The organism is Bradyrhizobium sp. ORS 285 (assembly GCF_900176205.1).
Classification (GTDB): domain Bacteria; phylum Pseudomonadota; class Alphaproteobacteria; order Rhizobiales; family Xanthobacteraceae; genus Bradyrhizobium.
On record NZ_LT859959.1, the window covers coordinates 2,249,126 to 2,265,124 of the forward strand.

Annotated in this window: 16 protein-coding genes; 13 read left to right on the plus strand and 3 right to left on the minus strand. The window is 68.2% G+C overall.

Annotated features, from left to right (window positions below):
* Positions 1 to 51: 51 nt before the first annotated feature.
* From BRAD285_RS10195 to cobJ, 8 genes are read left to right on the plus strand one after another with little or no spacing between them, the layout of a single operon-like run.
* Positions 52 to 684 (plus strand): HupE/UreJ family protein, encoded by a 633-nt coding sequence (locus BRAD285_RS10195; RefSeq protein WP_006610644.1) that lies wholly within the window; start codon positions 52 to 54, stop codon positions 682 to 684.
* Between the two features lie 3 nt (positions 685 to 687).
* Positions 688 to 1,083, plus strand: a complete 396-nt coding sequence (locus tag BRAD285_RS10200; protein ID WP_006610643.1) for a DUF1636 domain-containing protein — start codon at positions 688 to 690, stop codon at positions 1,081 to 1,083.
* 12 nt (positions 1,084 to 1,095) lie between these two features.
* Positions 1,096 to 2,133: a cobalamin biosynthesis protein CobW gene (cobW, locus tag BRAD285_RS10205; RefSeq protein ID WP_035645334.1), complete on the plus strand. Its 1,038-nt coding sequence runs from the start codon at positions 1,096 to 1,098 to the stop codon at positions 2,131 to 2,133.
* 9 nt (positions 2,134 to 2,142) lie between these two features.
* Positions 2,143 to 5,562: a cobaltochelatase subunit CobN gene (gene cobN, locus BRAD285_RS10210; RefSeq protein ID WP_006610641.1), complete on the plus strand. Its 3,420-nt coding sequence runs from the start codon at positions 2,143 to 2,145 to the stop codon at positions 5,560 to 5,562.
* The gene (gene cobG / locus BRAD285_RS10215) at positions 5,559 to 6,830 is read left to right on the plus strand and encodes a precorrin-3B synthase (protein ID WP_006610640.1); all 1,272 of its coding nucleotides are present in this window, start codon (positions 5,559 to 5,561) and stop codon (positions 6,828 to 6,830) included. Before cobN ends, cobG begins: the two co-directional genes overlap by 4 nt.
* The gene (locus tag BRAD285_RS10220) at positions 6,823 to 7,455 is read left to right on the plus strand and encodes a precorrin-8X methylmutase (protein WP_006610639.1); all 633 of its coding nucleotides are present in this window, start codon (positions 6,823 to 6,825) and stop codon (positions 7,453 to 7,455) included. The genes cobG and BRAD285_RS10220 overlap by 8 nt, the downstream gene beginning before the upstream one ends.
* Positions 7,452 to 8,210 carry a precorrin-2 C(20)-methyltransferase gene (locus BRAD285_RS10225; protein WP_006610638.1) on the plus strand — a complete coding sequence of 253 codons (759 nt, stop codon included), beginning with the start codon at positions 7,452 to 7,454 and terminating at the stop codon, positions 8,208 to 8,210. The genes BRAD285_RS10220 and BRAD285_RS10225 overlap by 4 nt, the downstream gene beginning before the upstream one ends.
* A complete protein-coding gene (gene cobJ, locus BRAD285_RS10230) occupies positions 8,207 to 8,971 on the plus strand; it encodes a precorrin-3B C(17)-methyltransferase (protein ID WP_006610637.1) in 765 nt (254 codons plus the stop codon). The genes BRAD285_RS10225 and cobJ overlap by 4 nt, the downstream gene beginning before the upstream one ends.
* On the opposite strand, the gene BRAD285_RS10235 is transcribed toward cobJ, so the two are convergent.
* Complete coding sequence (locus tag BRAD285_RS10235) at positions 8,935 to 9,708, minus strand: cobalt-precorrin-6A reductase (RefSeq protein WP_006610636.1); 774 nt, start codon at positions 9,706 to 9,708, stop codon at positions 8,935 to 8,937. The two genes, cobJ and BRAD285_RS10235, sit on opposite strands and share 37 nt — an antisense overlap.
* A 14-nt stretch (positions 9,709 to 9,722) precedes the next feature.
* Between BRAD285_RS10235 and BRAD285_RS10240 the strand changes: the two genes are divergently transcribed.
* From BRAD285_RS10240 to cobM, 3 genes are read left to right on the plus strand one after another with little or no spacing between them, the layout of a single operon-like run.
* Entirely contained in the window at positions 9,723 to 10,958 is a 1,236-nt protein-coding gene (locus BRAD285_RS10240) for a bifunctional cobalt-precorrin-7 (C(5))-methyltransferase/cobalt-precorrin-6B (C(15))-methyltransferase (protein WP_006610635.1), read from the plus strand.
* The gene (locus BRAD285_RS10245; protein WP_006610634.1) at positions 10,937 to 11,353 is read left to right on the plus strand and encodes a cobalamin biosynthesis protein; all 417 of its coding nucleotides are present in this window, start codon (positions 10,937 to 10,939) and stop codon (positions 11,351 to 11,353) included. The genes BRAD285_RS10240 and BRAD285_RS10245 overlap by 22 nt, the downstream gene beginning before the upstream one ends.
* Positions 11,350 to 12,111 carry a precorrin-4 C(11)-methyltransferase gene (gene cobM / locus BRAD285_RS10250; RefSeq protein ID WP_006610633.1) on the plus strand — a complete coding sequence of 254 codons (762 nt, stop codon included), beginning with the start codon at positions 11,350 to 11,352 and terminating at the stop codon, positions 12,109 to 12,111. The genes BRAD285_RS10245 and cobM overlap by 4 nt, the downstream gene beginning before the upstream one ends.
* Here the strand turns inward: cobM and BRAD285_RS10255 are convergent.
* Entirely contained in the window at positions 12,081 to 13,223 is a 1,143-nt protein-coding gene (locus BRAD285_RS10255) for a cobalt-precorrin-5B (C(1))-methyltransferase (protein WP_006610632.1), read from the minus strand. The two genes, cobM and BRAD285_RS10255, sit on opposite strands and share 31 nt — an antisense overlap.
* Positions 13,224 to 13,258: 35 nt before the next feature.
* On the opposite strand from BRAD285_RS10255, the gene BRAD285_RS10260 reads away from it, so the two are divergent.
* Complete coding sequence (locus tag BRAD285_RS10260; RefSeq protein ID WP_006610631.1) at positions 13,259 to 14,599, plus strand: cobyrinate a,c-diamide synthase; 1,341 nt, start codon at positions 13,259 to 13,261, stop codon at positions 14,597 to 14,599.
* Positions 14,596 to 15,252: a 5,6-dimethylbenzimidazole synthase gene (bluB, locus tag BRAD285_RS10265; RefSeq protein ID WP_006610630.1), complete on the plus strand. Its 657-nt coding sequence runs from the start codon at positions 14,596 to 14,598 to the stop codon at positions 15,250 to 15,252. Before BRAD285_RS10260 ends, bluB begins: the two co-directional genes overlap by 4 nt.
* On the opposite strand, the gene BRAD285_RS10270 is transcribed toward bluB, so the two are convergent.
* Entirely contained in the window at positions 15,253 to 15,978 is a 726-nt protein-coding gene (locus tag BRAD285_RS10270) for a formyltransferase family protein (RefSeq protein WP_006610629.1), read from the minus strand.
* Positions 15,979 to 15,999: the final 21 nt, after the last annotated feature.

Below are 15,999 nucleotides of genomic sequence, written 5' to 3' on the forward strand. Positions count from 1 at the left end.
GCAGCGCATCGTCCGGTCCCCTGGGGGAGCCGGCAAGCGACGGAGACGGCCATGAAGTTTACCCGTTATTCCACCTGCGCGCTCGCAAGCCTCGTTCTGCTCGCCGCCGAGCCCGCCTTCGCGCATCACATGATGGGCGGCAAGCTGCCGCAGACCTTTGTGCAGGGCCTGCTCTCCGGCCTCGGCCATCCCGTGATCGGGCTCGATCATCTCGCCGCCATCCTTGGGGCCGGCATCGTCGCAGCGCTGCTCGCGCGCGGCTTCGCGCCTGTGCTTGCCTTCACCACGGCGATGATCGCCGGCGTCGGCCTGCATCTGGCAAAGGCCAACATTCCCGCCGCCGAACTGCTGGTCGGCCTGTCGACCGCCGTGATCGGCTTGGTCGTGGTGATGCGCGGCCGTTTCGGCGTGCTGCCGGTCGCAGTTCTGTTCGCCTTGACCGGACTCGTACACGGCTATGCGCTCGGCGAGTCGATCGTCGGCGCCGAGACCACGCCGCTCGGTGCTTATTTCGCCGGCCTGCTGGTGATTCAGACCCTCATCGCCGCCGGCGCATTTCTCGGGACCAAATTGCTGTCTGCGAAGGCAGACGCGGTCGCGCCGCTGGCCTTGCGGATCGCAGGTGCAGCCATCGTGCTGGTGGGTGGTGTCGCTGCGGCCACGGCTGCCGGCGTGATCGGCTGATCGATGTCGTCATCAGAGATCGGCGCGACGACGCTGTTCGTCTGCGTCACCTGCCGGGCGCAGGTCCCCGACGCGGCTTCATCTGATCAGCCGCGTGCGGGGGCCCGTCTGCTCTCCGCGATCGAGGCAGTGCCCGCCGAGCAGCGTGCCGGCGTGACCGTGGTCGGTGTCGAGTGCCTGTCCAACTGCAATCGCGCCTGCACGGTTGCGGTGACGGCGCCGGGCAAATGGACCTATGTGCTCGGCGCGCTCGATCCGGATCTGCATGCGCAGGATGTCCTGACATTCGCGCAACTGCATCAGCGCCACGAGGCCGGTCTGCCGGCGTGGCGCGAGCGTCCGGAATATATCCGCAAGAACACCGTTGCGCGCGTGCCTGCGCTGGCGACGCCGAACTGAGAAGAGGTCGCCCTGACCAAGTCCTATGCCAAGACGCCCTGCACGATCGTCACCGGCTTTCTCGGGGCCGGGAAGACCACGCTGGTGCGCAACCTGATCGAGACCGCCAATGGCCGCCGGCTGGCGATCATCGTCAACGAGTTCGGCGATGTCGGCATCGACGGCGACATCCTCAAGGGTTGCGGCGTGCCGGATTGTCCGGAGGATCGCATCGTCGAGCTTTCCAACGGGTGCCTGTGCTGCACCGTCGCGGATGATTTCGTGCCGGCACTCAAGAGCCTGCTGGATCAGAAGGAGCCGCCCGAGCACATCGTGATCGAGACGTCCGGGCTGGCACTGCCGAAGCCGCTGGTGCAGGCGTTCAACTGGCCGGAGATCGCAACGCGCGTGACCGTGGATGGCGTCGTGGCGGTGGTCGACGGTCCGGCCGTCGTGGCGGGGCGGTTCGCCGACGATCCCGAGGCGCTCGCGGCGCAGCGCGCGGCGGATGATTCGCTCGACCACGACAATCCGCTCGAGGAGGTCTACGAAGATCAATTGCTCTGCGCCGATCTCGTTGTCATGAACAAGAGCGACCTGATGAACGACGAGGAGCGCAAGGCGGTCGCGTCCGAGATCGCTGCGAAGGTGCAGCGCGCCGTCAAGGTGATCGCAACCGAGCACGGCCAGCTCTCGGCGTCCGTGTTGCTCGGACTTGGTGCTGCCGCGGAAGACGATCTCGCGGCGCGGCCGTCGCATCACGACAACGAGGCCGAGCACGATCACGACGATTTCGAGAGCTTCGTGCTCGATGTGCCGCCGCAGACCTCGCCCGAGGTGCTGGTCGACCGCATTGCCGCGGCCGTGGATGCCCACGACGTGCTGCGTGTGAAAGGCTTCGTGGAAGTCGCCGGCAAGCCGCTGCGCCTGCTGGTGCAGGCGGTCGGCAGCCGCATCCAGCATCAGTTCGAGCGTCCGTGGCGCTCTGACGAATCGCGGCAGGGCCGGCTCGTGATCATCGGCGAGCGCGGGCTCGATGCGGCCGCGATCAAGAGCGTGATCGCAGGCTAGGCGAGGGCGATGCACCTTCTGGCGACATCCGGCGCAGATCTGGACGACCTCGAACAGGCCGTTGATCTCGCGCAGTCGCCAGCCGACATCGTCGTGCTGTCGTTCTCCGACAGCGATCTGTCGGCGCTGGGCGAGGCCTGGACCGGGGCGTCCGCCGAGCTGCCGACGCTGCGACTGGCCAGCCTGAAGCGGCTGAAGCATCCGATGTCGGTGGATCTCTACATCGACAACGTCATTGTCGGCGCCCGCGCCGTGGTGGTGCGCTGCCTCGGCGGGCTCGATTATTGGCGCTACGGGATGGAGCGCATCGCGGCGGTTTGCCGGAGCCGCAAGATCCTGTTCGCGGCGCTGCCCGGCGACGACCGCGCCGATGACCGCCTCGATGATCTCTCCACGTTGCCGAAGGACGCGACCGCGCGGCTCTACGGCTATCTGCACGAAGGCGGCGTCGGCAACGCGCGGGAGGCGATGCGTTACCTCGCCACGCTGCTCGGCCGCGCGACGCCATTCGCCGAGCCGGTTGCGATCGGCTCGATCGTCGGCTTCGTGCCGGATCGCGGCGCCGTTGCGGTCGACGACCTCTGCCGAAGCGATGCACGCCCCACTGCGCTGATGGTGTTTTACCGAGCCAGCCTGCTCGCAGCTGACACTGCGGCCATCGCAGAACTGATGCGGGCGCTGGAGAGCGAAGGTCTTGCGGCGGCAGCCGTTGCGGTCACCAGCCTGAAGGATCCGAGCATTGCCGATGCGCTGGGGCGGTTGATGCGGCAGCGGTGTCCGGCGATCATCCTGAATGCGACCGCGTTCTCGGCGCTGCGCGACGACGGCACGACGGTCCTGGATGTCGCTGATGTCCCGGTGCTGCAGATCGTGCAGGCGCAGAGCACCGAAGAGGCGTGGGCGTCCTCGTCGCGCGGCTTGTCGCCGACGGATCTCGCGATGAATGTCGTGCTGCCCGAGCTCGACGGCCGGCTGCTGGCGCGGCCGATCGCCTTCAAGGGCGAGATGCCGGTCGATCCGCGCCTGCAATTCGGCGCCGCGCGCTATGTGCCGCAGCACGATCGCATCGGCTTCGTCGCGCGTCTCGCCGCGCGCTGGGCGCAGTTGCGGGCGTTGCCGGCTGCGGAACGGCGCGTGGCGCTTATGTTGTCGGATTATCCCGCGCGCGGTGGACGGCGCGGCTATGCCGTCGGCCTCGACACCAGCGCAAGCGCTGCAGGGATCGCCGGGCTGCTGGCCAAGGCGGGCTATGATGTTGGCGATGCGCCTCCGGCCGCCGAAGCCGTCGAAGCCCTGCTGCGGGACGAGGCCGATGAGATCGCCGTGCCGCTCGCATTCTATCAACGCGCATTGGCGCTGTTGCCTGACGATCTCCAGCGTGCCTTGCAGGACAGCTGGGGGGAGGCGGACGCCGACCCGGCGTTCCGCGATGGCGCGTTTCGTTTTTCCATGCTGCGGGCGGGAAAGCTCATCATCCTGCTGCAGCCGGATCGCGGCAGCCGTGCCGATCGCAAATCCGGCTATCACGACACCACCGTGCCGCCGCGGCATGCCTATGTCGCGCTCTATGCGTATCTGCGCGAGGCCGCGACGGTCGACGCGCTGATCCATCTCGGCGCGCACGGCACGCTGGAATGGCTGCCGGGCAAGGCGCTGGCGCTGTCGAGCGCGTGTTGGCCCGAAGCGGTGCTCGGGCCGCTGCCGGTGATCTATCCGTTCATCGTCAACAATCCCGGCGAGGCGATGCAGGCCAAGCGCAGGCTCGCGGCGCTCACGCTCGGGCATCTGACGCCCCCACTGTCGCAAGCGGGTCTGCATGGTCCGCTGCTCGAGCTGGAAGGGCTGGTCGAGGAATATGCCGAGGCCGACGGTCTCGACAAGCGACGGCTGAAATTGCTGGAGGACGAGATCATCGCGCGCGCTTGGCAGAGCGGCCTCGCCGCGGATTGCGGGCTCGATCGGACGATGAGTGGACGCGAGGCCATCGCGCAGCTCGATGCGCAATTATGCGACATCAAGGAACTGGCCGTGCGCGATCGTCTTCATGTGTTCGGCCAAGCTCCCGAGGCCGCCGCGATCGGTCTCCTGGCGGACGCGATGACGGCAGCTGCTGGCCAAACGGGCGGTGTTCTCGATCGCGTGGAAGTCGAAGCTCGGCTTGAGGCGAGCGCGGCTGCCGAGCGCAGCGCGCTGCTTGCGGCGCTCGCTGGTCGCCGCGTGGCGGCAGGTCCGGCCGGCGCGCCGAGCCGAGGGCGGCTCGACGTGCTGCCGACCGGGCGCAATCTCACGGCGATCGATCCGCGGGCGATCCCGACCCGGACCGCGGCGCTCGTCGGCGTGCGCGCAGCCGATGAAGTCATCCGCCGCTATCTGCAGGACCACGGTGACTATCCGCGCTCGCTGATGCTCGATCTCTGGGCCTCGGCGTCGCTGCGCACCGGCGGTGACGATCTCGCCCAGGCCTTGGCGTATCTGGGCGTACGGCCGCGCTGGGATCTCAATTCCAATCGCGTCACCGGCGTCGACGTGCTGCCGCTGGCGAGGCTCGACCGGCCGCGCATCGATGCGACCTTGAGAATCTCGGGCCTGTTCCGCGATCTGTTCGAAGCGCAGATCGCGTTGTTCGATCTCGCGGTGCAGACGGTGGCGGCCCTCGACGAGGATAATGCCGACAATCCCTTGGCCGCGGCCCGCCGGCGCGGCGAAAGTCTCGCGCGCGTGTTCGGCGGCGCGCCGGGAAGCTACGGCGCCGTTGCCGCCGATCTCGCGCTCGGTATGGCCTGGGACAGCCGCGCGAAGCTTGGCGAAGCATACCTGGAGAGCGCGAGCTACAGTTTCGGCGGGGAGCGCGAGGGCGTGTCGGCGTCCGATACGTTCCGTGAGCGCGTGCGCAGCGCCGATGCGCTCGTGCATGCGCAGGACGACCGCGAGCGCGATCTGCTCGATGGCGAGGAGGTCGCCGATTTCGCCGGCGGATTTGCAGCGGCCGCAACCTCGCTCGGGGCGGCGCCTGCGCTGCTGCATCTCGACACCAGCCGTCCGGAGGCGCCGAAGGCGCGGAGCTTTGGCGAGGAGATCGCCCGCGTGGTGCGCGGCCGTGTCGCCAATCCGCGCTGGATCTCGGGCATGCTGGCGCATGGCTATCGCGGTGTCGCCGAGATCGCGCAGGCGATCGATGCGCTCTATGCGTTCGCGGCCACGTCCGACACCGTTCCCGAGCATCTGTTTGATCTGGCGCATGGGGCGCTGCTGCGCGACGAGGCAGTGTTGGATGCCATGGTCGCGCGCAATCCCGCGGCTGTCGCCACGATGGCTGCTCGCTTCGAGGACCTGCTCCGCCGGCGGCTGTGGGTGCCGCGTCGGAATGCGGTGGCTGACGAGCTCGCGGTCGTGCGGGCGCGCCTCACGCAGACGGAGAAGGTGACGTGACCGCCGGGATCGAGATCAAGGGCTGGTGCCCAGGGGCGCGACGGCCGATGCCGAGCGGTGACGGATTGATCGTGCGCGTTCGCCCTCACGGCGGCGCGTTGTCGGTCGCCGCCTTGCGTGAGCTTGCCGCAGCAGCGCGGCGCTTCGGCAATGGCGAGATCGATCTCACCCGTCGCGCCAATCTGCAGATCCGCGGCGTCAGTCCCGAGACGCTGGCGCCGCTCTGGGATCTGATGACCTCGCTCGGCGTACTGGACGACAGCGCCGAGCTGGAGGCGATCCGTAACATCGTGATCAATCCGCTGGCCGGCCTCGATCCGGCCGAAATCAGCGACATGCGCCCTGTCGCTGCCGCGCTTGAAGCGCAGCTCGCGTCTGACGACGCGCTGCAGGCGCTGCCCGCCAAATTCGGTTTCGCGCTCGATGGCGGTGGCAGGCTGCCGCTGACGGATCTTGCTGCGGATATTCGCCTTGTCGCCTGTGGTTCGGCTGATGGTCGTCACATTGCCGTCGGTCTGACGGGGCCCAATGGCGTCGAGTGGCTTGGGTCGACGACTATCGCTGTTGCTGCAGCCGTAGCGGCGAAGCTGGCGCGGTTCGTTCTGCAGCACAGCCCAACGCGTCGCTCGGCGACGCTGCCGGCAAACGCGAGCGCGATCGTCGCTGCCGAGCTGGGCCTCGATGCAAGCGAGGCGATCGCCTCAGGTGCAGCTTCGCCGCGGCTGGGTCTCATACCGCTGGCCGCGGACACAAAGGCCGTCGGGCTCGGCATTCCATTCGGCCGGATCGGCAGCGAAATTTTGGAGCAACTCACCGGGCTGCTCGCATCCTTGGATGTGTCCGAGGTCCGTCTGTCGCCATGGCGCGCGTTGTATGTCGCGGCGAAGACTGGTTCAGCAGCAAGGCTGGTTGCAGATGCGGCTCGGCTCGGCCTGATCGTCGACGATGCCGATCCGTTGATGCGCATCGACGCCTGCTCGGGCGTCGGCTGTTGCACGTCGACGATGCTCGCGACCCGCGAGCATGCCCGCGTGCTGGCGGCTGCGATGATCAGTACCGGGTTCGCCGGCACGCTGCATGTCTCCGGCTGCGCCAAGGGCTGCGCGCGCTCGGCATCCGCTGAGGTCGTGTTGGTCGGCGAGGGCGGCCATTACAATATCGTCTGCAACGGCACCGTGAAAAGCGAGACCTTTGGCGTGATCGATCCGGCGGATCTGGCAGCTGTTTCCGATGGACTGTTCAAATCGCGGGAGAAGGCCCATGTCTGACCTGCGCGACTACATCAAGGACGGCGCCGAGATCTATCGCCGCTCGTTCGCGACCATCCGCGCGGAGGCCGATCTGTCGCGCTTCCATGGTTTGGAAGAGAAGATCGCCGTGCGCATCATTCACGCCTGCGGCATGGTCGAGATCACCTCCGACATCGAGATGTCCCGGCAGTTCGCGGCCGAGGCGCGCGCCGCGCTCGATCGTGGCGCGCCGATCCTGTGCGATGCCAAGATGGTGGCGCAGGGGATCACGCGGCCGCGGCTGCCGGCGAAGAACGAGATCATCTGTACGCTCGATGACCCCAGAGTGCCCGGACTGGCCGCGCAGATTGGCACCACACGATCCGCCGCGGCGCTGGAGCTGTGGCGGCCGCATCTCGGCGGCGCGCTGGTGGCGATCGGCAATGCGCCGACCTCGCTGTTTCATCTGCTCGACATGCTCGACCAAGGCGCGCCGCGACCTGCGGCGGTGATCGGAACGGCGGTGGGCTTCGTCGGCGCGCGCGAATCCAAGGAGGCCTTGGCCGCCGACGGCCGCGTGCCCTACCTGATCGTCAGGGGACGCAAGGGCGGCAGCGCCATGGCGGTTGCGGCCGTGAACGCTATTGCGAGCGACGTCGAATGAGCCTGCTCGACACCATCGCAGGCTCGGCCAGCGCCGGCACCCTCTATGGCATCGGCGTCGGTCCCGGCGATGTGCGCTATCTGACCTTGCGCGCCGCCGGCCTGATCCGCTCCGTGGACGTGGTGGCCTTCTTCGCCAAGCGCGGAATCGAGGGCAATGCCAGGCGGATCGTGGCGCCGCTGATGGACGCGGGCCGTCACGAGTTGCGACTCGAATATCCGGTCACCGAGGAGGTGCCGGTCGCCGATCCCTCCTATCAGGCGCAGATCGGCGACTTCTATCGCCGCGCCGCTGAAAGCATCAAAGCGCATCTGGCCGAAGGCCGCTCCGTCGGCTTGTTGTCGGAGGGCGATCCGTTCTTCTATGGCTCGTTCATGCATATGTGGCGGCGGCTGGAGCGTGACCATCCGGTCGAGGTCGTCCCCGGCGTGACCGGCATGTCCGGCTGCTGGACCAAGGCCAATGTTCCGATCACCTGGGGCGATGACGTTCTCTCCGTGCTGCCAGGCACGTTGGCGGAAGACGTCCTCCATGACCGGCTGACGCGCTGCGAGGCCGCGGTGATCATGAAGATCGGCCGCAATCTCACCAAGGTGAAGCGCGCCGTTACGCAGGCAGGACTGCTCGCGCGCGCCATCTACGTCGAGCGCGGCACGATGGAGGCGCAACGCGTGACGCCGCTCGCAGACGTAGAGCTGGATCGCGGCCCGTATTTCTCGATGATCCTGATCCCCGGGCAGGGGCGGCGGCTGTGACGGGCAGGCTCACCATCGTCGGCGTTGGTCCGGGTCGGTCCGAGCTGATGACGCCGGCGGCCTCGGCAGCGATCGCGGCTGCGACGGATCTGATCGGCTACGGCCCCTATCTCGACAGGGTCACGATCCATCCCGGGCAGATCCGCCACGCTAGCGACAACCGTGTCGAGCTCGATCGTGCCCGACATGCGCTCACGCTGGCGAGCGACGGCCGGAACGTGGCGGTGGTGTCGGGCGGCGATCCCGGCGTATTCGCGATGGCGGCCGCCGTGTTCGAGGCGGTCGAGACGGGGCCGGCGGAGTGGCGCGAGCTCGACATCCGCGTGGAGCCCGGCGTCACCGCGATGCTGGCGGCTGCGGCGGAAGTTGGAGCGCCGCTGGGCGGCGATTTCTGCGCGATCTCGCTTTCCGACAATCTCAAGAGCTGGACGACGATCCGGCGACGCCTGGAGGCGGCAGCCGGCGCCGACTTCGTCATCGCGCTGTACAATCCGCTCTCCAAGGCACGGCCGCATCAGCTCGGTGAAGCCTTCGCGCTGCTGCGGCAGATCAAGCCGGCCTCGACCGTGGTCGTCATGGTGCGCGCCGCAGGCAGCGGCGATGTCAGCCGGATCATTACGACGCTGGGCGGGGTCGATCCTGCGAAGGCCGACATGCGCACGCTCGTCCTGATCGGATCGACGGCGACGCGCCTGATCGCGCGCGATGCGAAGCCGCCGTTCGTCTACACGCTGCGCCGGGAAGTCGAGGACGGCCGATGAGCAAGCTGTCCCGCCAGCCAGATGACTGCGGCTCGCGCGCTCTCCAGCGGCTCGCCATGCGGCTTGTCGGGTCGCGCGATCATCACCACGGGGATTTTCAGCCGCCGTGCGGCGGCGATCTTCGGATAGGTCGCTTGGCCGCCGGAGTTCTTCGAGACTACGACCGCGACGCGCTCCTCGACCAGGAAGGCTTCTTCCTTCGTCTCATCGAACGGCCCGCGATCGAACACGAAGCGGATGTCGGGCGGCAGCGCGATGTCGCCAGGCGGATCGATCGTGCGCGCCACATAGTGATGCTGCGGAGCTGCGGCAAAGGCTGCGAGCTCCAGCCGGCCCAGGCTGAGAAACACGCGTGCAGGATCCTGTCCGAGGGCCGACACCGCGTCCTGCGGCGTAGCGACGTCGATCCAGCGATCACCATCCTGGCGCGGCCAGGCCTCGCGGCGGATCGACGCCAGCGGCAGCGCGAGGCCCTCGCAGGCCGCGACGGCATGCCGCGACATCTGGTCGGCGTAAGGATGCGTCGCGTCGATCACCGCCTCGACGGCATGATCGCGCAGCCACGCCTGAAGTCCTGCAATGCCGCCGAAGCCGCCCATGCGCGTCGGCATTGGTTGCGGCTTGGGCGAGACGGTGCGGCCGGCGAGCGAGAGCGTGGCCTCGAAGCGGCGGTCGTCGGCGAGCAGCCGCGCCAGCTCCGACGCCTCGGTCGTCCCGCCGAGGATGAGAATGCGCATGCGGGGCAGGGTCCATGGTGAGTCCGTCTGCAACTTGCAACGCGACGCGCTGGCTGTCCATCGTCGGGATCGGCGAGGACGGCATCGATGGCCTCACGGCCCATGCACGCCGTCTGATCGCACAGGCGGCTCTCGTGGTCGGCGGTGCGCGGCATCTCGATCTCGCTGCACCGTTGGTCTCAGGCCAGCGGCTGGCCTGGCCGAGTCCCTTGCAGCTTGCGTTCGAGCAGATCGCAGCGCGCAGCGGCGAGCCGGTCGTCGTGCTCGCCAGTGGCGACCCGTTCAACTATGGCGTCGGCAAGCAGCTGATGCAGCGCTTCGATGTGGGTGAGATGCTCTGCGTTCCGCAGCCCTCGGCGTTCAGTCTCGCCGCGGCGCGGCTAGGCTGGTCGCTGCAGGACGTGGCCCAAGTCACGCTGCATGGCCGCGCGCTCGAAGGCATCATCCGCCATCTCTCGCCCGGTGCCCGCATCCTGGCGCTCGCCTGGGATGGATCGACGGCCGCCAAGCTCGCGGCGCTGCTGACGTCACGCCGGATGGGGCGCTCGCGGCTGACGGTGCTGGAGGCGATGGGCGGACCGCAGGAGCGGGTACGTAGCGCGTTGGCAGAAGCGTTCGATCTGACGGATATTCATCCGCTGACGACCATTGCGCTCGACGTTGAAGCCGACGTCGCTGCGCCGTTGATCCCGCTGAGCTCGGGCCTTGCCGATGATCTGTTCGAGCATGACGGCCAGCTGACCAAGCGCGATGTCCGGGCCGTGACGCTGGCTGCGCTCGCGCCAAGGCCGGGCGAGCTGCTGTGGGACGTCGGTCTGGGATCCGGCTCGGTCGCGATCGAGTGGCTGCTGCGTCACGGCTCGCTGCGTGCAATCGGCATCGAGGCGCGACAGGAGCGTGCCGATCGCGCCCTGCGCAACGCGCTTGCGCTCGGCACGCCCGACCTGAAGCTGGTGTTGGGACGAGCGCCGGCGGTCCTCGCGGATCTTGAATCGCCTGATGCAGCTTTCATCGGCGGCGGGATCTCGGAGCCGGCCGTGTTCGACGCCGTCTGGTCGAAGCTGAAGCCGGGCGGCCGTCTCGTGGCCAATGTCATTTCGCTCGAAGGCGAGGCGCGGCTGATCGATCTGTTCGGCAAGCATGGCGGCGAGTTGGTCCGCATCGCGGTGTCGCGCATCGAGCCGGTTGGGCGCATGCATGGCTGGCGATCCGCGATGCCGGTTACGCAATGGCGGGTGACCAAGTCATGATCGCGCTCGGCATCGGCTGTCGCCGCGACGCACGTCCCGCCGAGATCGAGGCGGTGATCGCGCAGGCCCTGAGTGCGGCGCGTCTGGCAGCCGAGGAGATCGACGTCGTTGCGACCGCCGCAGACAAGCTGCAGGAGCCCGGCGTGATCGATGCGGCGCAGCGGCTGGGTCGGCCGCTCCGAGGCATTGCTCAGAATGACCTTGCGGCTGTCGCCGATCTCGCGATCACACGCAGCGATCGCGTGCAACGTCTCAAGGGTGTTCCCTCCGTGGCCGAGACCGCGGCGCTCGCCGCTGCGGGGCGCAACCCGCGTCTCATTCTGCCGCGCATTGCCAATGCATCTGCGACCTGTGCGCTCGCCCAGGGCGAGGGCGCTCAGGAGGATCGCCGATGACCGTGCACTTCATCGGTGCGGGCCCCGGCGCGCCGGACCTGATCACCTTGCGCGGCCGCGACCTGATCGCGCGCTGTCCCGTGTGCCTGTATGCGGGCTCGCTAGTTCCCAAGGCGCTGCTCGATCATTGTCCGTCGGGCGCGCGCATCGTCGACACGGCGCCGTTGTCGCTCGACGAGATCGTCGCGGAGTTCGTGCGGGCCACCTCGGCGGGCGAGGACGTCGCGCGGCTGCATTCGGGCGATCTCTCGATCTGGAGCGCGCTTGGCGAGCAGCTGCGGCGGCTCGATGCGCTCAGAATTCCCTACACGGTGACACCCGGCGTTCCCTCGTTTTCGGCCGCTGCCGCCGCGCTCGGCCGCGAGCTGACGCTGCCCGGGCTGGCGCAATCGGTGGTGTTGACGCGCACCTCCGGCCGCGCCTCCGCCATGCCCGAGACGGAGCAGTTGGCGTTGTTCGCACAATCGCAGGCGACGCTCGCGATCCATCTGTCGATCCATGTGCTCGACAAGGTCGTCGACGAGCTGCGTCCGCATTACGGCGCGGATTGTCCGGTCGCGATCGTCTATCGCGCGAGCTGGCCGGAGCAGCGCGTCGTGACCGGGACGCTCGCCACCATCGTCGAGCAGGTAGCGGCGACCGCGATGGAGCGCACGGCCCTCATCCTGGTGGGCCGCGCGCTCGACCCTAAGGATTTTCGCAACAGCGCGCTGTACGATGCCGACTATCAGCGGCGCTTTCGCGGGAGGGGCGAGTGAGCCGGCGCCTCACATCGTCCGACCAGCCCCCCGTCGCGATCGAACACCGCGATATCGAGCACAACAGCGTCGTTGCCGAGCGCCCGGTGCGCCGTCTGCCACGCCGCCCGTGCGACGACTTCGCCGGCTGCGAATCCGCATTTGTCAGCCTCCTGCAGCACCTGGAGCGCCGTGTTGGCGCTCCGCGCGGTCGTGACCAACGCGTCCGGCGCGCCGGCGTCGCTCAGCGCCGTGGCCAGCCAATCGAGATCCACCTCGCCGGCGCGCGAATGCAGGTCGAGCAGGCCCTGGCCGAGCTTGGTCATCTTGGCGAAGCCGCCGGCGACGGTGACGCGCGCGACGGGATGGCGGCGCAGATATTTGAGCATGCCGCCGGCGAAGTCGCCCATGTCGATCAGCGCCGCTTCCGGCAGGCCGTACAGCTGCTGCACGGCCTTCTCCGACGTGCTGCCGGTGGCGCCGGCGATATGCGGCAGGCCGGCGGCGCGCGCGACATCGATGCCGCGATAGATCGAGTGAATCCAGGCGGCACAGCTGAACGGCACGACGATGCCCGTCGTGCCGAGGATCGACAAGCCGCCGACGATGCCGAGCCGCGGGTTCAGCGTCTTCCTCGCGAGCTCCTCTCCGCCTGGAATGGAGATCTCGATGATGAGGTCGCGCGTGGAGCCGAGTGCTGCGGCGGCTTCGTGGATCGCAGCCGCGATCATCTCGCGCGGCACCGGATTGATGGCTGGCTCTCCCGGTGGCAGTGGCAGGCCCGGCCGCGTCACGGTGCCGACGCCGGGGCCAGCGCGGAACGTGATGCCGGAGCCCTCGGCTGCGCGTCGCACCGTCGTTTTGATCAGCGCTCCATGCGTGACATCGGGATCATCTCCGGCGTCCTTCACGACGCCGGCAGTGGCGCCTGCATCGCTCCCCTCATGCATCGCCACGGCGAAGCCAACGCGGCGTCCGCCGGGCAGGGCGATCTCGACCATGGCGGGACAGCTGCCGGTGATCAGCAGCTCATAGGCCGCGCGCGCAGCCGCAGTGGCGCAGCTGCCTGTCGTCCAGCCACGCTTCAGCGGTCGTTTCGGCGCGTCAGCAGGTCCCATCATGCCCGATCGCATAGCACATTTTGCCCGGACAAGGCGGTGCTCCGGCAATGACCTCTTTGGCGCCCAAGGGAATCATCATCGCTGCCCCACGGTCGGGTGCGGGCAAGACGACGGTGACGCTCGGGTTGCTGCGGGCGCTGGCGATGCGTGGCTCCGTCGTGCAGCCGTTCAAATGCGGGCCTGACTACATCGATCTTGCTTTTCACAGTGTCGCGGCACGGCGGACGAGCTACAATCTGGACAGCTGGGCCATGTCGGCGCCGCAGCTGACGGGGCTCGTCTCCAGCGTCGCCACCGGCACAGACATCTGCATCGTCGAGGGGGTGATGGGCCTGTTCGATGGCGCCCCGCAGCCGGGCCGGGCCGGCCGAGGCGCGGCGGCAGATCTCGCGGCCTTGCTGGGCTGGCCGGTGGTGCTCGTGCTCGACGTCAGCGGCCAGACCGAGACGGCGGCGGCGGTCGCCTTGGGCTGCGCGTGGTTCCGCGATGATGTCGAGGTCGCCGGGGTGATCCTCAATCGCGTCGCCAGCCCGCGGCATCGCGCCCTGATCGAACCAGCCTTCGCGCGCATCGGGATCAGCGTGCTTGGCGCGCTCGGACGCGACGATCAGCTGACATTGCCCGAGCGGCATCTCGGCCTCGTCCAGGCGCAGGAGATCACGACGATCGAGGCGCATCTCGACCGTCTCGCCTCGTCCCTCGCCGCATCGGTCGACCTGGAGGCGGTCCGTGCCCTTGCGCGGCCGATCAGCCCGGTGGCCGAGGCTGCACCAGCGTGGGGCTTCGGCATCGCGCCGCCGGCGCAGCGCATTGCGCTTGCGTCGGATGCCGCGTTCTCGTTCTGCTATCCGCATCTCCTCGATCATTGGCGCAGACGCGGCGCGGAGATCCTGCCGTTCTCGCCAATGAACGATGAGCCGCCAGATCCGGCGGCAGGCGCGGTGTGGCTGCCGGGCGGCTATCCCGAATTGCACGCCGGCCGGTTGGCGTCCGCAGCAAGGTTCCTCGAAGGTCTGCGCGCCCTGGCGGTGCGCGGCGTCCCCGTCCATGGCGAGTGCGGCGGCTACATGACCTTGGGAGCAGGACTTGAAGACGACAATGGCGAGCGGCATGCCATGGCCGGGCTGTTGTCGCTGGAGACGTCCTTCGCCAAGCGACGGCTGCATCTCGGCTATCGCAACGCGACGCTGCTGGCCGATTGCAGCCTCGGTCGCAAGGGCTCTCACATTCACGGCCACGAGTTCCACTACGCGACGATCCTGAGCGAGGGCGACGATCCGCTGATCGACTGTCGCGATGCCGCCGGCCGCACCATCCCCGAACGCGGTTCGCGTCGCGGGCGCGTGACCGGATCGTTTCTCCACGTCCTGAGCGGCGAGGGCGCATGAGCGATCAGAGATCAACGCCACCGCAATTCGACGCCGCGTTCAGGCAAAGCTTTGCCGAGCTGGTGCGCTGGCGCCGCGATGTCAGGCGCTTCCGCACCGATCCCGTCAGCCCGGAGCTGATCGAGCAGCTCCTGGCGCTCGCCATTCACGCGCCCTCCGTCGGCTTCTGTCAGCCCTGGCGCTTCGTGCTCGTCGAGAGCCCCGGGCGACGAGCGGCGATCATCGAGAACTTCAAGCAGGCGAACCAATCTGCTCTCGCCGGCTATGATGGCGAGCGCCGTGCGCTCTATGCCGGGCTCAAGCTCGAAGGCCTCACGCAGGCGCCGGTGCATCTCGCCGTCTGCGCGGATGAAGGCGCTGCGACCGGTCATCGTCTCGGTCGCGCAACGATGCCCGAGACGCTGCGCTACTCCGTCGTTGCCGCGATCCAGACATTCTGGCTCGCGGCGAGGGCGGAAGGATTGGGGGTGGGCTGGGTCTCGATCCTCGATCCCGTCGCCGCATGTCGGGAGCTCGAACTGCCCTCCGACTGGACACTGATCGCGTATCTGTGCATCGGCTGGCCGCAGGAGGAGCATGACGATCCTGAGCTGGAACGTCACGGCTGGGAAGCGCGGCTCGATCCCGATGTGGTCAAGCCGCTCAGGCGTTGATCAGGACGCCATCGCGAGCGCAGGTGCTTCCACGATGAGCGGCTCGGCGCTCGGCTGTGCCGGCACGGCGAGCTGAAACCGCGTGCCGTGCACGGTCACCGTCAGCGGGATGCCGCGGAAATCGTCGTGGAAGGCACTGACGCGGCGCTGCATCTCCGCGGCATCGATGTCGGCCGGCATGTCGCACATGTCAGCATACATCTGCTTCGTGCTCTTGGTCCCACTCCAGCTGACAGGAAGAACCGGCAGTGCGCCGGCATCGCAGGCGAGATCGCGCGACATCCGCCAGAACAGATAAGCGAGGCGCACGAACGTCATCTGCTCGAGGCCGCGGACATCCACGCCCGGCGGGATGTCGAACGTCTCGACACCGACGATGGCGCCGCAATCGACACGAGCTTCCATCACATGCGCCGTCGCACCGAAGCGCGTTGCGCCGTCATACATCGCAAAATGCGCTGGTGCCCAGCCCGGATAGTCGGGCGGCGCCGGATGGAAGTTGTAGGCGCCGTGCCCCAGGGCCTGAAGAATGTCGGCAGGAACGATCACGCCTGTGGTGAAGGCAAGCAGGCGGGCTCTCGCGAGCACGCTGCGCTCGATGGATTGCAGGTCTTCCAGACTGACAGCGCAGCGAAACGACAGCGCCGGATTGTGCGCCCTGAGGAGCTCCGTCAGCGCGAGCTGCTGATCGCGGCTGCCGGTCAGGAGGATGATCGTGTCGAGCATGGTGTGGCTCCAGTTTTGGAC

Coding starts and splice junctions, on each gene's coding strand:
- bluB (WP_006610630.1), top strand. CDS start 14,596: ATGAGCGATCAGAGATCAACGCCACCGCAATTCGACGCCGCGTTCAGG.
- BRAD285_RS10260 (WP_006610631.1), top strand. CDS start 13,259: ATGACCTCTTTGGCGCCCAAGGGAATCATCATCGCTGCCCCACGGTCG.
- cobM (WP_006610633.1), top strand. CDS start 11,350: ATGACCGTGCACTTCATCGGTGCGGGCCCCGGCGCGCCGGACCTGATC.
- BRAD285_RS10240 (WP_006610635.1), top strand. CDS start 9,723: ATGGTGAGTCCGTCTGCAACTTGCAACGCGACGCGCTGGCTGTCCATC.
- cobN (WP_006610641.1), top strand. CDS start 2,143: ATGCACCTTCTGGCGACATCCGGCGCAGATCTGGACGACCTCGAACAG.
- BRAD285_RS10195 (WP_006610644.1), top strand. CDS start 52: ATGAAGTTTACCCGTTATTCCACCTGCGCGCTCGCAAGCCTCGTTCTG.
- BRAD285_RS10270 (WP_006610629.1), bottom strand. CDS start 15,978: ATGCTCGACACGATCATCCTCCTGACCGGCAGCCGCGATCAGCAGCTC.
- BRAD285_RS10255 (WP_006610632.1), bottom strand. CDS start 13,223: ATGCGATCGGGCATGATGGGACCTGCTGACGCGCCGAAACGACCGCTG.
- BRAD285_RS10245 (WP_006610634.1), top strand. CDS start 10,937: ATGGCGGGTGACCAAGTCATGATCGCGCTCGGCATCGGCTGTCGCCGC.
- BRAD285_RS10200 (WP_006610643.1), top strand. CDS start 688: ATGTCGTCATCAGAGATCGGCGCGACGACGCTGTTCGTCTGCGTCACC.
- BRAD285_RS10235 (WP_006610636.1), bottom strand. CDS start 9,708: ATGCGCATTCTCATCCTCGGCGGGACGACCGAGGCGTCGGAGCTGGCG.
- BRAD285_RS10225 (WP_006610638.1), top strand. CDS start 7,452: ATGAGCCTGCTCGACACCATCGCAGGCTCGGCCAGCGCCGGCACCCTC.
- BRAD285_RS10220 (WP_006610639.1), top strand. CDS start 6,823: ATGTCTGACCTGCGCGACTACATCAAGGACGGCGCCGAGATCTATCGC.